General features: G+C 69.4%; 16 protein-coding genes. 12 read left to right on the forward strand and 4 right to left on the reverse strand.

Annotated features, from left to right (window positions below; all coding sequences use genetic code 11):
- Positions 1-275: 275 nt before the first annotated feature.
- From DEJ49_RS25935 to DEJ49_RS25970, 8 genes are all read left to right on the forward strand, one after another.
- Positions 276-1,280, forward strand: coding sequence for an ABC transporter permease (locus DEJ49_RS25935; protein WP_150186344.1), 1,005 nt, complete (start codon positions 276-278; stop codon positions 1,278-1,280).
- 101 nt (positions 1,281-1,381) lie between these two features.
- The gene (locus tag DEJ49_RS25940) at positions 1,382-3,136 is read left to right on the forward strand and encodes an ABC transporter substrate-binding protein (RefSeq protein WP_150186345.1); all 1,755 of its coding nucleotides are present in this window, start codon (positions 1,382-1,384) and stop codon (positions 3,134-3,136) included.
- Between the two features lie 135 nt (positions 3,137-3,271).
- Positions 3,272-4,273, forward strand: a complete 1,002-nt coding sequence (locus tag DEJ49_RS25945) for an ABC transporter permease (protein WP_150186346.1) — start codon at positions 3,272-3,274, stop codon at positions 4,271-4,273.
- Positions 4,270-5,367: an ABC transporter ATP-binding protein gene (locus tag DEJ49_RS25950; RefSeq protein ID WP_150186347.1), complete on the forward strand. Its 1,098-nt coding sequence runs from the start codon at positions 4,270-4,272 to the stop codon at positions 5,365-5,367. The genes DEJ49_RS25945 and DEJ49_RS25950 overlap by 4 nt, the downstream gene beginning before the upstream one ends.
- A gap of 23 nt (positions 5,368-5,390) precedes the next feature.
- Positions 5,391-6,596 (forward strand): ABC transporter ATP-binding protein, encoded by a 1,206-nt coding sequence (locus tag DEJ49_RS25955; protein ID WP_150188483.1) that lies wholly within the window; start codon positions 5,391-5,393, stop codon positions 6,594-6,596.
- A gap of 127 nt (positions 6,597-6,723) precedes the next feature.
- Positions 6,724-8,124 carry a M1 family metallopeptidase gene (locus DEJ49_RS25960; RefSeq protein ID WP_150186348.1) on the forward strand — a complete coding sequence of 467 codons (1,401 nt, stop codon included), beginning with the start codon at positions 6,724-6,726 and terminating at the stop codon, positions 8,122-8,124.
- 9 nt (positions 8,125-8,133) lie between these two features.
- Entirely contained in the window at positions 8,134-8,808 is a 675-nt protein-coding gene (locus DEJ49_RS25965) for a trimeric intracellular cation channel family protein (RefSeq protein ID WP_150186349.1), read from the forward strand.
- Positions 8,809-8,873: 65 nt separating this feature from the next.
- Entirely contained in the window at positions 8,874-9,761 is an 888-nt protein-coding gene (locus tag DEJ49_RS25970; RefSeq protein ID WP_150186350.1) for a thioesterase family protein, read from the forward strand.
- Between the two features lie 7 nt (positions 9,762-9,768).
- On the opposite strand, the gene DEJ49_RS25975 is transcribed toward DEJ49_RS25970, so the two are convergent.
- Positions 9,769-10,626 carry an alpha/beta fold hydrolase gene (locus tag DEJ49_RS25975; protein ID WP_150186351.1) on the reverse strand — a complete coding sequence of 286 codons (858 nt, stop codon included), beginning with the start codon at positions 10,624-10,626 and terminating at the stop codon, positions 9,769-9,771.
- A 53-nt stretch (positions 10,627-10,679) separates the two neighbouring features.
- Positions 10,680-11,318 carry a TetR family transcriptional regulator gene (locus DEJ49_RS25980; protein WP_150186352.1) on the reverse strand — a complete coding sequence of 213 codons (639 nt, stop codon included), beginning with the start codon at positions 11,316-11,318 and terminating at the stop codon, positions 10,680-10,682.
- Between the two features lie 119 nt (positions 11,319-11,437).
- Here DEJ49_RS25980 and DEJ49_RS36040 point away from each other — a divergent pair, with 119 nt between their 5' ends.
- From DEJ49_RS36040 to DEJ49_RS25990, 3 genes are all read left to right on the forward strand, one after another.
- A complete protein-coding gene (locus DEJ49_RS36040) occupies positions 11,438-11,590 on the forward strand; it encodes a hypothetical protein (protein ID WP_190329448.1) in 153 nt (50 codons plus the stop codon).
- A gap of 208 nt (positions 11,591-11,798) precedes the next feature.
- Complete coding sequence (locus DEJ49_RS37010; protein ID WP_150175892.1) at positions 11,799-12,017, forward strand: DUF4190 domain-containing protein; 219 nt, start codon at positions 11,799-11,801, stop codon at positions 12,015-12,017.
- A gap of 48 nt (positions 12,018-12,065) precedes the next feature.
- On the forward strand, positions 12,066-13,235 hold the full coding sequence (locus DEJ49_RS25990; protein WP_150186353.1) for a cysteine desulfurase family protein: 1,170 nt from the start codon (positions 12,066-12,068) through the stop codon (positions 13,233-13,235).
- On the opposite strand, the gene DEJ49_RS25995 is transcribed toward DEJ49_RS25990, so the two are convergent.
- Positions 13,232-13,930, reverse strand: coding sequence for an N-acetylmuramoyl-L-alanine amidase (locus DEJ49_RS25995; protein WP_150186354.1), 699 nt, complete (start codon positions 13,928-13,930; stop codon positions 13,232-13,234). The genes DEJ49_RS25990 and DEJ49_RS25995 overlap by 4 nt on opposite strands.
- Before the next feature lie 61 nt (positions 13,931-13,991).
- Between DEJ49_RS25995 and mnmA the strand changes: the two genes are divergently transcribed.
- Positions 13,992-15,137, forward strand: coding sequence for a tRNA 2-thiouridine(34) synthase MnmA (mnmA, locus tag DEJ49_RS26000; protein WP_411757200.1), 1,146 nt, complete (start codon positions 13,992-13,994; stop codon positions 15,135-15,137).
- 15 nt (positions 15,138-15,152) lie between these two features.
- On the opposite strand, the gene DEJ49_RS26005 is transcribed toward mnmA, so the two are convergent.
- Positions 15,153-16,088 carry an NADP-dependent oxidoreductase gene (locus tag DEJ49_RS26005; protein WP_150188485.1) on the reverse strand — a complete coding sequence of 312 codons (936 nt, stop codon included), beginning with the start codon at positions 16,086-16,088 and terminating at the stop codon, positions 15,153-15,155.
- Positions 16,089-16,201: the final 113 nt, after the last annotated feature.

Raw genomic sequence — 16,201 nt, forward strand, 5'->3', positions numbered from 1 at the left:
CGTTGTGGTGCAGGTGGGGCCCTATGGGGGCCCGTGCCGCCTTGCGACCCAACTGCCCCGTGTTCGGCCCTCGTTCACTCGCGTCCGGATAACGGAACACCTCGATCAGCATCACGGTTGCGCATCCTTTCCCCGTCAAGTCTGGTAACAGATCGCGACGTGGATGAAGACTCCCGCTCCAGGGGCCTGATGCCCCTGTGTACGACGGACTGATCACGTCGCTACAGCGGCAAGTGCGGGCCGGTCACCACCGGTTGAGAGGGGTCCCTGCCACGATGACGGCACCATTGCATGACACACCTGCGGATGCGGACCCGACCCAGGACGTCGCCCCCGCAGTTGATGCAGGGGTGAAGAAGGTCGAGGGTCGGTCCCTCAAGCAGATCGCCTGGAACCGCCTGAAGCGGGACAAGGTCGCCCTGGCCGGCGGCATCACCGTGCTGCTCCTGGTGCTTGTCGCCATCCTCGCGCCCCTGATCGTGAACCTGCTGGGCCACGACCCGAACGGCTTCCACCAGGACGAGCTCGATGAGCTGACCGGCCTCCCCAAGGGCGCCCTCGGCGGCGTGAGCGGCGACTTCCTCTTCGGGGTCGAGCCCAACAAGGGCCGCGACGTCTTCAGCCGGATCGTCTACGGCGCGCGGATCTCGCTCCTCGTGGCGTTCCTCGCGGCCATCGTGGCCGTGGCGCTCGGCACCCTCTTCGGGATCATCGCCGGTTACTTCGGCGGCTGGGTCGACGCCCTGATCAGCCGCGTGATGGACGTGCTGCTCTCGTTCCCGCAGCTGCTCTTCATCATCTCGCTGGTCTCCGTGCTCCCCGACGACCTGCTCGGTCTCCAGGGCACCAGCGTGCGCGTCGCGATCCTCGTCATGGTCATCGGCTTCTTCGGCTGGCCGTACGTCGGCCGCATCGTCCGCGGCCAGACGCTCTCGCTCCGTGAGCGCGAGTACGTGGAGGCGGCCCGCAGCCTCGGCGGCGGCAAGCGGCACATCCTGTTCCGCGAACTGCTGCCCAACCTGGTCGCCCCCATCACCGTCTACGCGACGCTGATGATCCCGACCAACATCCTCACGGAGGCGGCACTCAGCTTCCTCGGCGCCGGCGTCAAGCCGCCGACGGCCTCGTGGGGCGGCATGCTGCGCGACGCCCTCAAGACGTACGAGCACGACCCGATGTTCATGGTCTTCCCGGGCGTCACGATCTTCATCACCGTCCTGGCCTTCAACCTCTTCGGCGACGGGCTGCGTGACGCACTCGACCCGAAGGGGACGCGCTAGAAGGTCCCAACTGGCTTGCCCCTGCCGCATGTCAGGTGGCTTTAACCATGGTTCTCCGGCAGCAGATGGCCAGGGACCGCGATCTCGGAGGTTACGAGAAAATGCCCACAGGTTCCACGAAACGACGGCTCACCAGCGGTGCGGCCCTCGTCGTCGCGGCGCTGGTGACCACCACGGCGTGCGGCGGCGGTGACGGTGACGACAGCGACTCCAAGGGTGCCGGTTACAACGCGGCGCTGAACAAGATCGCCAACCCTTCCAAGAAGAAGGGAGGCACGCTGAAGATGGTCGGCAAGCAGGACCTGGACTCCGCCGACCCGCAGCGCGCCTACTACGGCATGTCGTGGGACTTCATGCGCTTCTACACCCGGCAGCTGGTGACCTACGACACCAAGCCGGGCAAGGCGGGCACGAAGCTGGTCCCGGACCTCGCCACCTCCACGGCGAAGATCTCCGACGACGGCAAGACCTACACGTACAAGCTGCGTGACGGCCTCACCTGGGAGGACGGCTCCAAGCTGACCTCCAAGGACGTCAAGTACGGCATCGAGCGCACCTGGGCGACGGACACCATCACCGGCGGCCCCGGCTACATCCGCCAGACGCTCGACCCCAAGACGAAGTACAAGGGTCCCTACAAGGACAAGGGCGGCCTCGACGCGATCGAGACCCCCGACGACCAGACGATCATCTTCAAGCTGCCCAAGCGCAACGGTGACTTCGAGCAGTTCCTGGCCATGCCCACCGGTTCGGCGGTGAAGGAGTCCAAGGACACGAAGGCCAAGTACACGCAGCGGCCGTTCTCCTCGGGCCCGTACAAGTTCGAGACGTACAAGTCGAACAAGAAGATCGTTCTGGTCCGCAACGACAAGTGGAAGAAGTCCTCGGACCCGATCCGCGCCGCGCTGCCCGACAAGATCGACGTGACGATCTCCGCCAACCAGGAGGAGAACGACAAGAAGCTGATGGAGGGCGACTTCGACCTCGACCTCAACGGCACGGGCATGACCCAGTCCGGCCGCGTCAGCGCCGTCACGGACCACCGCGACAACGTCGACAACATGCACACGTCCTTCGTGCGCTACGTCGCGCTCATCCACACCGCCAAGCCGTTCGACAACGAGCACTGCCGCAAGGCCGTGTTCTACGCGACCGACTTCGCGAGCATCCAGCAGACCCGCGGCGGCAAGGTCGCGGCCGGCGACATCGCCAACAGCACCTTCCCCGTCGCGATCCCCGGCCACAGCGACTACGACCCGTACGGCGTGCTGAAGCGCAAGGGCAAGCCCGACGTCGCCAAGGCCAAGGACGAGCTGAAGCAGTGCGGCAAGCCGTCCGGCTTCACCACCAAGCTCACCGCCCGCAGCAACAACCCGGGTGAGGTCGACGCCGCCGAGGCCCTCCAGCAGGCCCTCGACAAGGTCGGCATCAAGGTCCAGGTCGACTCCCTCGACGGCGCCGACACCTCCAGCATCACCGGCTCGCCCTCCGTCGTGAAGAAGCGCGGCTACGGCATGACGATGAGCGGCTGGGGCCCGGACTTCCCGTCCGGCCAGGGCTACGCGCAGCCGCTGTTCGACAGCCGCTTCCTGAACCCGACCGGTAACTACAACGAGTCGCAGATCAAGGACAAGAAGGTCGACGCGCTCTTCGACAAGGCGATCGCGGAGACCGACCCGGCCGCGGCGGGCGAGATCTACAAGGAACTCGACAAGAAGATCCTCGACCAGGCCGACTGGATGCCCTTCCTCTACGAGAAGAACATCACCTGGCGCGGGTCGCGGCTGACCAACGCCTACATGTCCGACGGCTACAACGGCCGTTACGACTACGCCTCGCTCGGCGTCGTCAAGTAACACCCGTTGACGTCACACCAGTAGTTGTTCGTTCCACCGCCGCCGAATCCCGCCAGTCCGAAGGGCAGGTGATGGCCCCGGGCGGTGGCCGGGACTCCTCACAAGGGGGTCCCGGCCACCGCCGGGCCGCGCACAGTGCTTGCTTATCTCATCCGGCGCCTGATCGCCGTAATCATCATGGTGCTGGTCGTACTGCTCGCGACCTTCACCGTCTTCTTCATGCTGCCCAAGTGGGCGGGACAGGACATCGCCGTCCTCTTCGCCGGCAAGGCCACCGGAGCCGAGCAGATCGAAGGCATCCGGACCAAACTGGGACTCGACGACCCCCTGCTCGTCCAGTTCTGGGACTTCGTCAAGGGCATCCCGATGGGGCGCGACTACGTCAACGGCAGTGACGTCACGCACTGCCCGGCGCCCTGCTTCGGCTACTCCTTCCGTACCGAGGCCCCCGTCTGGGAGACCCTCAAGGAAGCCCTGCCCGTCACCATCGCGCTCGCCGCCGGCGCCTGTGTCCTCTGGCTCGCCGCCGGTGTCGCCACCGGTGTCGTCTCCGCGCTCAAGCGGGGCACGATCTGGGACCGCTCCGCGATGACCATCGCCCTCGGCGGTGTCTCGCTCCCCGTCTTCTTCACCGGCATGATCGCGATGGGCATCTTCGTCCACCAGCTCGGCTGGGTGAAGATCGCGGACAGCCTCAGTACCGACGACTCGATCGACGTCTGGCTGCAGACGATGATCCTGCCGTGGATCGTCCTCGCCTTCCTGAACGCGGCGATGTACGCCCGCCTCACCAGAGCGACCATGCTCGAAGTGCTCGGCGAGGACTACATCCGCACCGCCCGCGCCAAGGGCCTCGGCGAGGCCACCGTCATCCGCAAGCACGCGCTGCGCTCCGCGATGACCCCGATCCTCACCGTCTTCGGGCTCGACCTCGGCGTGCTCCTCGGCGGCGCCGTGCTCACCGAGTCCACGTTCAACCTGCCGGGGCTCGGCCTCGAAGCGGTCAGGGCCATCAGCAGCAAGGACCTGCCCGTCATTCTCGGCGTCACCCTGTTTGCGGCGCTCGCGATCGCCGTGGCCAACCTCGTCGTCGACCTTCTGTACGCCGTCATCGACCCGCGAGTGAGGCTGGGATGACCGAACTGTCCAAGAGCGGAGCAGCGGTGGGCGAGCCCGTCGCCGGATCCGCCGCTCCCACCGCCTTCCTCGAGGTGCGCGACCTCAAGGTGCACTTCCCGACCGACGACGGCCTGGTCAAGTCCGTCGACGGGCTCAGCTTCCAGCTGGAGAAGGGCAAGACCCTCGGCATCGTGGGCGAGTCGGGCTCCGGCAAGTCGGTCACCTCGCTCGGCATCCTCGGCCTGCACACCGCCGGTCAGTACGGCTCCCGCAGGGCGCAGCTCTCCGGCGAGATCTGGCTGGACGGCACCGAGCTGCTGAGCGCACCGGCCGACGAGGTGCGCAAGCTGCGCGGCCGCGAGATGGCGATGATCTTCCAGGACCCGCTGTCCGCGCTGCACCCGTACTACACCATCGGCAAGCAGATCACCGAGGCGTACCGGGTCCACAACGACGTCGACAAGAAGACCGCCCGCAAGCGGGCGATCGAGATGCTCGACCGGGTCGGTATCCCGCAGCCGGACAAGCGCGTCGACTCCTACCCGCACGAGTTCTCGGGCGGCATGCGCCAGCGCGCGATGATCGCCATGGCGCTGGTGAACAACCCCGAGCTGCTCATCGCGGACGAGCCGACGACCGCCCTGGACGTGACCGTCCAGGCGCAGATCCTCGACCTCATCCGGGATCTGCAGAAGGAGTTCGGCTCCGCCGTCATCATGATCACGCACGACCTGGGCGTGGTCGCCGAGATGGCGGACGAGCTCCTGGTCATGTACGGCGGCCGGTGCGTCGAGCGCGGCAGCGCCGAGAAGGTCTTCTACGAACCGCAGCACCCCTACACCTGGGGTCTGCTCGGCTCGATGCCCCGCATCGACCGCGAGGAGACCGACCGGCTCATCCCGGTCAAGGGCTCCCCGCCCAGCCTGATCAACCTGCCGAGCGGCTGCGCCTTCAACCCGCGCTGCCCCTACGCGGACATCCCCAAGGGCCAGATCACCCGCACCGAACGTCCCGAACTGCGTCTGGTGGCCGACGGACACTGGTCCGCCTGCCACATGTCGCAGGAGGAGCGCACCCGGATCTGGACCGAAGAGATTGCGCCGAAGCTGTGAACGATGACGTGAAGGGCCAGGAGATGACGATCCCGGCGCAGACGCAGAGCTCGCCCGAGCCGCTGCTCAAGGTCGACGGCCTGGTGAAGCACTTCCCCATCAAGAAGGGGCTGCTCCAGCGCCAGGTGGCGGCCGTCCAGGCGGTCGACGGGCTCACCTTCGACGTACGCCCCGGGGAAACCCTCGGCGTCGTCGGCGAGTCCGGCTGCGGCAAGTCGACGATGGGACGCCTCATCACGCGTCTGCTCGAACCGACCGGCGGGCGCGTCGAGTTCCAGGGCAAGGACATCACGCACCTGGGTACGGGCGGCATGCGCCCGTACCGCCGCGACGTGCAGATGATCTTCCAGGACCCGTACTCGTCGCTGAACCCGCGGCACACCATCGGCACGATCGTCGGCGCGCCCTTCAAGCTCCAGGGCGTCAAGCCCGAGGGCGGCGTGAAGAAGACCGTGCAGGAGATGCTGGAGCGCGTCGGGCTCAACCCCGAGCACTACAACCGCTACCCGCACGAATTCTCCGGCGGCCAGCGGCAGCGCATCGGCATCGCGCGGGCGCTCGCCCTGCGGCCCAAGCTGGTCGTGGCGGACGAGCCGGTCTCGGCGCTCGACGTCTCCATCCAGGCCCAGGTGGTCAACCTCCTGGACGACCTGCAGGACGAGCTCGGCCTCACGTACGTGATCATCGCGCACGACCTGTCGGTCATCCGGCACGTCTCGGACCGCATCGCGGTGATGTACCTCGGCAAGATCGTGGAGCTGGCGGACCGCAAGGACCTCTACTCCACGCCGATGCACCCGTACACCAAGGCGCTGCTCTCCGCGGTGCCGGTGCCCGACCCCAAGCGGCGCGGCGTCAAGAGCGAGCGCATCCTGCTCCGCGGCGATGTCCCCTCGCCGATCGACCCGCCCACCGGCTGCCGTTTCCACACGCGGTGCTGGAAGGCGACGGAGATCTGCAAGACGAAGGAACCGCCGCTGCTCACGCTCGGCACCGGACACCAGGTGGCGTGCCACCACCCGGAGAACGCCGAGGACCAGGCGCCCGAGGACACCAAGCTCCTCTCGGCGGCCAAGGAGGCGATCGAGGTCGTGTCGGTGGTCTCCAAGGCGGAGGAGTCCGACGTAGCGGCTTCCAAGGCCGAGGTCTCCAAGGCCGAGGTCTCCAAGACCGAGGTTTCGAAGGACGAGGCTGCGAAGACCAAGGGTCAGAAGTCGACTGACGCGTAAGGCAAGTTGACCCGGACCAAGTACGCGTATCGGGTCATGTACATGCCGTAGCGGGAGAGTGCAGAGTCTGCGTGTCCGTGTCTGTTTCAACGGACACCCCATCGAAACGCGTTCGAAGGGAAGACTCATGGCACTCTCCCGTTCGGCACGTCTGGGCGCGCTCGCGACCGCGGCGCTCTCCTTCTGTCTGATCGCCGCCGCACCCGCGCCCCACCCCGGTTCCGAGGGCGTCGGCGACCCGTACTTCCCCCAGCTCGGCAACGGCGGCTTCGACGTACACCACTACGGCCTGGACATCGCCTACAACCCCGACACCGACCGCCTCGACGGCCGCACCACGATCACCGCCCGCGCCACCCAGAACCTGTCGTCCTTCGACCTCGACCTGCAGAAGCTGACGGTCACGAGAATCGAGGTGAACGGCAGACGCGCCCCGTTCACGCGCACCGGCGACGAAATACGCGTCACGCCGCGTGACGCCCTGCACAAGAACAAGAACTTCACGGTGACCGTCACCTACGGAGGAGTGCCCGAACCGCTCAGCGGGCCCATCGTCTTCGGCTCCGACTACGGCTGGATGAAGACCACCGACGGCGTCTTCGTCGCCTGCGAGCCGAACGCCGCGTCCACCTGGTTCCCGTCCAGCGACCACCCCTCCGACAAGGCTGCCTTCGACATCCGCATCAAGGCTCCCAAGGGTCTGACCGGCGTCTCCAACGGCCGTCTCGTCGGCACGTACGACAAGGGCGGGCAGACCGTCGCCCACTGGCGCGAGTCCAAGCCCATGGCGACCTATCTCGCGACGGCCACCATCGGCAAGTTCGACGTGAAGAAGGGCACGACGCCGGGCGGCACCCCGATCTACGTCGCCATCGACCCCGTCCTGGAGAACAGCAACAACGTCGACGTGTACGGCGTCACGGCCGAGGTCACCGACCACTGGTCGAAGCTCTTCGGCCCCTACCCGTTCGAGGAGACCGGCGCGATCGTCGACGACATGCCGCAGGCGGGCTTCTCCCTGGAGACCCAGACCAAGCCGGTGTACTCGGCGATCCGCAGCGAGTCGACCATCGCCCACGAGCTGGCCCACCAGTGGTTCGGCGACTCCGTCTCGCCCGCGAAGTGGAACCACATCTGGCTCAACGAGGGCTTCGCGACCTACTCGCAGTGGCTGTGGAGCGAGCACAAGGGCACCCAGACCGCCCATGACGCCTTCCTCGCGGGCTACAACGCGCGCCCCGCCGACTCCGCCTTCTGGCAGATCACCGTCGGCGACCCGCAGCGCGACACGATGTTCGCGTCCGCCGTCTACCAGCGCGGCGCGATGACGCTCCAGGTGCTGAGGGAGCGCATCGGCGACAAGGACTTCTTCGCGCTGCTGCGGAGCTGGGTGAAGCAGCACCGGTACGGCAACGTGACCACCGCCGACTTCGTGCGGCTCGCCGAGAAGGTCTCCGGCGAACAGCTCGACGACCTCTTCACCACCTGGCTCTTCACGAAGGGCAAGCCGGCGCTTCCCCACAGGTAAGAATGGCGCGTGCTCCTGGATCTCTTCACTCCCTCCGTCCAGCATTCGCTCGACATCGTGGGGATCTTCGTCTTCGCGATCTCCGGCGCCCTGCTCGCGGTGCGCAAGAACTTCGACGTCTTCGGCATCGCCGTCCTCGCCGAGATCACCGCGCTGGGCGGAGGGCTCTTCCGCGACCTGGTCATCGGGGCGGTGCCGCCGGCCGCCTTCACCGACCTCGGCTACTTCATCACCCCGCTGTTCGCGGCCGCCCTGGTCTTCTTCCTGCACCCGGAGGTGGAGCGCACCCAGCTCGCCGTGAACGTCTTCGACGCGGCGGGCCTCGGCCTGTTCTGCGTGACGGGCACGGTCAAGGCGTATGACTACGGGCTCGGCCTCACCGCGTCCGCGACGCTCGGCCTGATGACCGCGGTGGGCGGCGGTGTCCTGCGGGACATCGTCGCCAACGAAGTGCCCTCGCTGGTCCGCTGGGACCGCGACCTGTACGCGGTCCCCGCCATCGTGGGCGCCACGATGGTGGCCCTGTGCATTCACCTCGAACGGCTGACGGCCGTCACCAGCAGCATCGCGGTCGTGACGGCGTTCACGCTGCGGCTGCTCGCGCTGCGGTACCACTGGCGGGCACCCCGCGCGTGGAACCGGCGGTCGACGGCGGTGGAGGCGGAGGTGGAGGAGACGCCGTAGGGATCGTGGAGTTGCCGAGCGAGGAAAAGCTACCGCTCAGTAGTTTCCTGTTGTACGTTGCTGGCATGGCAACGGCAGCATCGGCGGCATCCACGGCCCCAACCTCCGCGGCAGCGCCCGCGCGCATCGGCGACAGCGAGTTCGACCGCGACACCGCGGTCACCCGGCGCGAACCCGGCGTCTACGACACCGAACTCTCCGCCGGCTGGACGATCATCAGCGCCGTCAACGGCGGCTATCTCCTCGCCGTCATCGGCCGCGCCCTCGCGGACGCCCTCCCGCACGCCGACCCCTTCACCGTCTCGGCCCACTACCTCACCGCGTCGAGCCCCGGCCCCGCCGTCATCCGCACGGACGTGGTGCGCGGCGGCCGTTCGCTCTCCACCGGACAGGCCTCGCTCTTCCAGTACGACGAGGAGGGGCGCGAGGTCGAGCGGATCCGTGTGCTCGCCTCGTACGGCGACCTCGACGCGCTCCCCGACGACGTGCGCACCACGGCCGAACCGCCGGCCATCCCGCCGCTCGACCAGTGCTTCGGCGCCCAAGACGCGCCCGACCACCGTCCGGTGCCCGGCAGTTCGGCCATCGCCGACCGCCTCTTCCTCAAGCTCGACCCCGCCACCCTCGGCTGGGCGCTCGGGCAGCCGTCCGGCAAGGGCGAGATGCGGGCCTGGTTCGGCCTCGCGGACGGCCGCGACGCGGACCCGCTCTCGCTCCTCCTCGCCGTCGACGCGCTGCCGCCGACCGCCTTCGAGATGGGCCTGACCGGCTGGGTCCCGACCGTGGAGCTCACGGTCCACGTCCGCCACCGCCCGGCCCCGGGCCCGCTGCGCGTCTCCATCACCACCCGCAACCTCGCGGGCGGCTTCCTGGAGGAGGACGCCGAGGTCTGGGACAGCGAGGACCGCCTGGTCGCCCAGTCGCGGCAGCTGGCACGGGCCCGGCTGAGCTGACCAGGTCTCAGGTCTGGAGGAAGCAGATGAGCTCGCCCGCGAGCTCCGCGGGGGCGTCCTCCTGTACGAGGTGTCCCGCACCCTCGATCAGGCGCAGCTCGGCGCCGGGGACGAGGTCCGCGAGCTCCTTGGCCTTCGCCACGGGGATCCAGGGGTCCTCCGTGCCCCAGCAGATGAGGACGGGCAGGTCCAGTTCGCCGTACCGGCCCTGGATCTCGTCGGTGAACCGCTGGTCGTTCTGGGCGATCTGCCGGTAGAAGGCGGCCTGGCCCTCCTCCGTGCACCAGGGCTCCACGAGACGGTCGAGGGCGGCGGGGTGCAGTCCGCGCGGGCTCGTCGAGGCGACATACTCGCGGATCATGGCCCGGTGCAGCGCGGGCGGGAGCTGCGCGAATACCTCGGCGTTCTCGCCGAGCAGCCGGTAGGACGGGGAGCCCCAGGGGGCGAGGGCCACCGGGTCGACGAGGGCGAGGCGTTCGTAGCGGGCGCCGTGGAGCAGGTGCGCGCGCAGGGCCACGCAGCCGCCGAAGTCGTGGGCCACGACGGCGGGCCGCTCCAGGCCCCAGTGTTCGAGGAGTTCGGCGAAGACGCCGCCCTGCGCGGCGAGCGACACGTCCTGTCCGGGCCGCATCTCCGAGGCGCCGTACCCCGGCAGGTCCCAGACGTACACGCGGTGTCCGCCGCTCGCCAGGGAGCGGGCGATGCCGCGCCAGACGTACGACGAGAACGGCGTGCCGTGGACGAGGACGACGGGCGGGGCGTCGGCCGGGCCGAGGGCGGCCCAGCGCACGGTGCCGGTGGGGCCGGCGTAGGTCCGGTCGAGGTCCCAGGGGTCCCGGGTGTCGCTTGCGCGTGCGGCCGTCATGACCGTAAGGCTAGTAGCTCCTTACGGGCCCGTCGAGCGTTCCGAGTGAAGTGCTAAGCCTGATGCTCGTCCGTCCAGTGGTCGCGGCCCAGGCCCACCAGGCGCAGCTGTCTGCGGGCCACGTCCGCCACCCGTGCCTCCTCCGCCGAGCCGGGGCCCGCGTCGAGGAAGGCGGACGCGGTCATGACCATGTGGTCGACGTACATGCCCGCCAGCATCAGCAGATCGTCCTCGGGCCACCGCGACGTCGGCGGCTCGTGGGCGAACTGGTCCGCCACCTCCTCGGCGAACAGGGCGAGCTGGGCGCCGATCGCGTCCCGCACCGCCCGCACGCCCCCGTGCCGCTCGCGGGCGATGAAGCGGACGTGCGCGGGGTGGGCGCGGACGTATCCGGCTATCAACTCGACCGTGCCCGCGATGCGCTGCTCGCTGTCGCCCTTCTCCGACGCGAGCATCGCGGTGAGCGTCGTGTGCAGGCTGCCGAGGGTCTCCTCGACCAGGGTCACGCCCAGGTCGGCGGTGTCGCGGAAGTGCCGGTAGAAGGCGGTGGGGGCGACGCCCACGGCGCGGGTGACCTCGCGCAGGCCCAGGCTGCTGAGGCTCTGCTCCTCAAGCAGTTGAAGGGCTGCGTCGAGGATTGCCTGCCGGGTCTTCTGCTTCTGGGCCTGCCGGACGCCGAGGGTGTGACTCATGCCATGCAGTTAACAACTGTTCTCCGAGTTTTGAAAGCCGGAGAAGGAGTACTCTCTAAGTCAGTGAACAACTGTAACCACAAGCGTTCACCGAACCGAGAACCGAGAGAGGGATCTCCGTGCTGTTCATCGTCGCCGCCCTGATGCTGCTGGGCGTCGCCATGGGTTCCGTGGCACACGCCCCGCTGCCGGTCAGCCTCGTCGCCGCCGCCGTGATCGGCGTGTGGCTCGCGGTCTTCGCCGTGCGCGAGCGCCGCGCGCGCCACCGCTGACCCGCTCCGGCGTACGGCATCTCTCCGTACTTCACTCCGTACTCCTCTCTGTACGACACCTCCACCTGCCAGGAGTCGCACCATGGGAAGCACCGCAACGCACCCCCGTCCTCGGACCGACACGACCCCCGGGGCCGCCCCCGCGAACGACACGGCCCCCGCCGAGGAGCCCCGCCCCCGTCCCGTCGGGCGGCGCGACACCGACGGCATGGCCGTCGCCTCCTTCATCCTCGGCCTGGTCGGACTGCTCGTCCTGAACCTCGTCCTCGGCCCCATCGCGATCGTCCTCGCGAGCGTCGCCCTGTGGCGCGGTACCGCCCGCAGGGGCCGTGCGCTGCTCGGACTCGGCCTCGGCGTGGCCGACCTCGTCGTGCTCGCCGCGCTCGTCTCGGTGGACAACACCGTGTCCTGGGGTCTCGCAGGCTGATACCGCCGGGGCAAAGGGCCCCGCACGGCTCGTAGAATCGTGCGCACCATGGCCTACCTCGACCACGCAGCGACCACTCCGATGCTCCCGGAGGCGATCGCGGCGATGACCGCGCAGATCGCCGTCACCGGCAACGCCTCCTCGCTGCACGCGGCGGGACGGCGGGCGCGACGCACCGTCGAGGAGGCCCGCGAGACACTCGCCGAGTCGCTCGGCGCCCGACCCAGCGAAACCGTCTTCACCTCCGGCGGCACCGAGGCGGACAACCTCGCCGTCAAGGGGCTCTACTGGGCGCGGCGCGACGCCGAACCGGCCCGCACCCGGATCCTCGCGAGCCCCGTCGAGCACCACGCCGTCCTCGACGCCGTGCACTGGCTCGGCGAGCACGAGGGCGCCACCGTCGAGTACCTCCCCGTCGACACGCACGGCCGCGTGCACCCCGAGGCGCTGCGCGAAGCCATCGCCCGCAACCCCGACGACGTCGCCCTGGCCACCGTCATGTGGGCCAACAACGAGATCGGCACGATCCAGCCGATCCGTGAACTGGCCGACGTCGCCCAGGAGTTCGGCGTCCCGCTGCACGCCGACGCCGTCCAGGCCTACGGTCAGATCCCCGTCGACTTCGCCGCCTCCGGGCTCGCCGCCATGACCGTTTCCAGCCACAAGATCGGCGGGCCCTACGGCATCGGCGCGCTGCTCCTCGGCCGTGAGTACAGCCCCGTGCCCGTGCTGCACGGCGGGGGCCAGGAGCGGCACGTGCGCTCCGGGACGCTGGACGTGCCCGCCATCGCGGCGTTCGCCGTCGCGGGGGAGCACGCCGCGGCCCACCGCGAGCGGTTCGCCGCCGAGATCGGCGCGCTCCGCGACGATCTCGTGACCGCCGTCCGTGCGGCGGTCCCCGAGGCGATCCTCGGCGGCGACCCGTACCCGGAGGGGAGGTTGCCCGCCAACGCGCACTTCACGTTCCCGGGCTGCGAGGGCGACTCCCTCCTCCTGCTCCTCGACGCACAGGGCATCGAGTGCTCCACCGGCTCCGCGTGCACGGCGGGCATCGCCCAGCCCAGCCACGTCCTGCTCGCCACCGGCACCGACCCCGATCTGGCCCGTGGCACGCTGCGCTTCTCGCTCGGCCATACGTCGACGAAGGCGGACGTGGACGCGGTGGCGGCGGCGATCGGCCCGGCGGTGGACCGGGCGCGGACGGCGGGTCTGAGCTAGGCCTTTTTCGTGGGGTCGGCGGTGCTCTTGGGTGCCGGTTTGTCCCGCTCCTCCCGCACCAGACGCAGATACCGGTCCCAGTCCCAGTAGGGCCCCGGGTCCGTGTGGTCCGTGCCCGGCACCTCCACGTGGCCGACGATGTGCTCCCGGTCCACGGGGATGTCGTACCGCCGGCAGATCCCGGCGGTGAGCCGAGCGGACGCCGCGTACATCGGACCGGTGAACGAGGACGCCTTGTCGACGAAGCCTTCGTGCTCGATGCCGATGCTGCGTTCGTTCCAGCTCTTGTTGCCCGCGTGGAACGCCACGTCCAGCTCGCGGATCATCTGGGCTATGTGACCGTCCTTGCGCACCACGTAGTGCGCGGCGGCGCCGTGGCCCGGGTCCTTGAAGACGCGCAGCGCCGTCTGGTACCCGCCCTGGACGACGTGGATGACGACGCGGTCGATCTCGTAGTCGTCGGGACGGTCCGCGCGGCGCCAGTTGTAATCGGACGCGGCGATCCACTGCACACCGGGAGCGTCGACCTCGCCCTCTTTCCGCTTCTTGACCACACCGGGCATCCGCCACCACAGCCTGCCGAGCTCGTCCCGCGCGAGCACGACGGTTCCGGCGGCCGCGGCCGCGCCGCCGATCAGCAAGGTGCGCCGGTTGATCCCCCGGTGCCCCTGCCCGCCCTGCTGAGGTTCCCCCATGTGATCGTCAACGCTTACTCACGGGCGTCCGGTTCCCGCCGCCCCGTACTCTGTTAGAGCTATGACTTTGACCGAGACCCCGCAGACCCCGCAGCGTGCCCAGCGCCCCCTCCGTGTCCTGGCCGCCATGTCCGGCGGTGTGGACTCCGCCGTCGCCGCCGCCCGCGCCGCCGAAGCCGGCCACGACGTGACGGGAGTGCACCTCGCGCTCTCGGCGAACCCCCAGTCGTTCCGCACGGGCGCGCGGGGCTGTTGCACCATCGAGGACTCCCGCGACGCCCGCCGCGCCGCCGACGTCATCGGCATCCCGTTCTACGTGTGGGACCTCGCCGAGCGGTTCCGCGAGGACGTGGTGGAGGACTTCATCGCGGAGTACGAGGCCGGGCGCACCCCGAACCCGTGCCTGCGGTGCAACGAGAAGATCAAGTTCGCCGCGCTCCTCGACAAGGCGCTCGCCCTCGGCTTCGACGCGGTCGTGACGGGCCACTACGCGCAAGTGATCGTCCGCGAGGACGGCACCCGCGAGCTGCACCGCGCCTCCGACATGGCCAAGGACCAGAGCTACGTCCTCGGGGTCCTGGACGACCGCCAGCTCGCCCACGCGATGTTCCCTCTCGGCGACACGGTCACCACCAAGGAGGAGATCCGCGCGGAGGCGGAGCGCCGGGGTCTGGCCGTCGCCAAAAAGCCGGACAGCCACGACATCTGCTTCATCGCCGACGGCGACACGCAGGGCTTCCTGGCCTCCCGCCTGGGCAAGGCGGAGGGCGACATCGTGGACGAGTCCGGCTCGGTCCTGGGCACACACGAGGGCGCCTACGGCTACACGATCGGCCAGCGCAAGGGCCTCCGCATCGGCACCCCCGCCCCCGACGGCAAGCCGCGCTACGTCCTGGACATCTCGCCGGTGAACAACACGGTGACGGTCGGCCCGGCGGCAGCCCTGGACGTCACGTCCCTGACGGCCATCAAGCCCCGCTGGTGCGGCGCCGCTCCCACCGGTCCCGGCACGTACACGGCGCAGCTCCGGGCCCACGGCGGGGAGACGTCCGTCGCGGCGGAGGTGGTCGAGGGGGAGCTGCGAGTCACCTTCACCGAGCCCGTCCGCGGCGTCGCCCCCGGCCAGGCGATCGTGCTGTACGACGGCACGCGCGTGGTGGGCTCGGCGACGATCGCTACTACGGAGCGGGCGACGGCGACGGTCTAGCCAGGAGGACGTGTATCACGCGACCTTCAACACGATCTTGCCCTGCGTGCGGCCCTGTTCGCCGTACGCGTGCGCCTTGGCGGCCTCCTCCAGGGGCAGCACCGTGTCCACCTCGACGCGGAGTTTGCCCTCGTCGACGAGGCGGGCGATCTCCAGGAGGCCCAGGCGGTCGGGCTCGACGATCGTCCACCCGGCGTGCACGCCGAGCTCCGCCGCCCGCTGAGGATCCGGCAGGCCGCCCGGGTCGGGCAGCGTCACCAGGTGGCCGCCGCGCCGCAGGACGGGCAGGGAGCGGTCTCCGTAGGCGCCGCCCACACCGTCCAGGACCACGTCCACGTCGCGCACCGCTTCGGAGAAGTCCGTCACCGTGTAGTCGATCAGCTCGTCCGCGCCGAGCGAGCGCAGGAAGTCGTGCTTGTCCGCGCGCGCGGTGCCGATGACGTTCGCGCCGTGCGCCTTGGCGATCTGCACGGCGAGGTGGCCGACGCCGCCGGCGGCCGCGTGGATCAGCACGCGCTGCCCGGCGCGGAGCCCCGCCGTCTCGATCAGGCCCTGCCAGGCGGTGAGCGCGGCGAGGGGGAGCGCGGCGGCCTCCACGTGGGAGAGGCTTGCCGGCTTGGGTGCGAAGCGGCGGGCGGGGGCCGCGACGAACTCCGCGTAGCCGCCCGTCTGTTCGGGGAAACGGGGCATGCCGAACACGGCGTCGCCGGGCTGGTACAGGGTTACTCCGGGGCCTACCTCCTCGACGACGCCCGAGACGTCGTAGCCGAGGATCGGGGTGTCGCCCCAGGTGCCGAACGCGCCCTCCGCGCGGGTCTTCCAGTCGACGGGGTTGACGCCCGCCGCGTGGACGCGGACCAGGATCTCGGTCAGTCCGGGCTCGGGGCGGTCCACCTCCACCGGAACGAGGTTCTCGGGGGCGCCCCAGGCGCGGGGGCTGACGGCACGCATCTTCATGGTCCTGGTCTTTCTGTCGCAGAGCAGCAAAAGGGCTGGTCAGGACAAGAGTGCGGCGGCGCGGGGCCGCGCGGTGCTGGCAGTTTGGCCAGTATGTGACAGGATTC

Source organism: Streptomyces venezuelae (assembly GCF_008642335.1).
GTDB classification, from domain to species: Bacteria; Actinomycetota; Actinomycetes; order Streptomycetales; family Streptomycetaceae; genus Streptomyces; species Streptomyces venezuelae_F.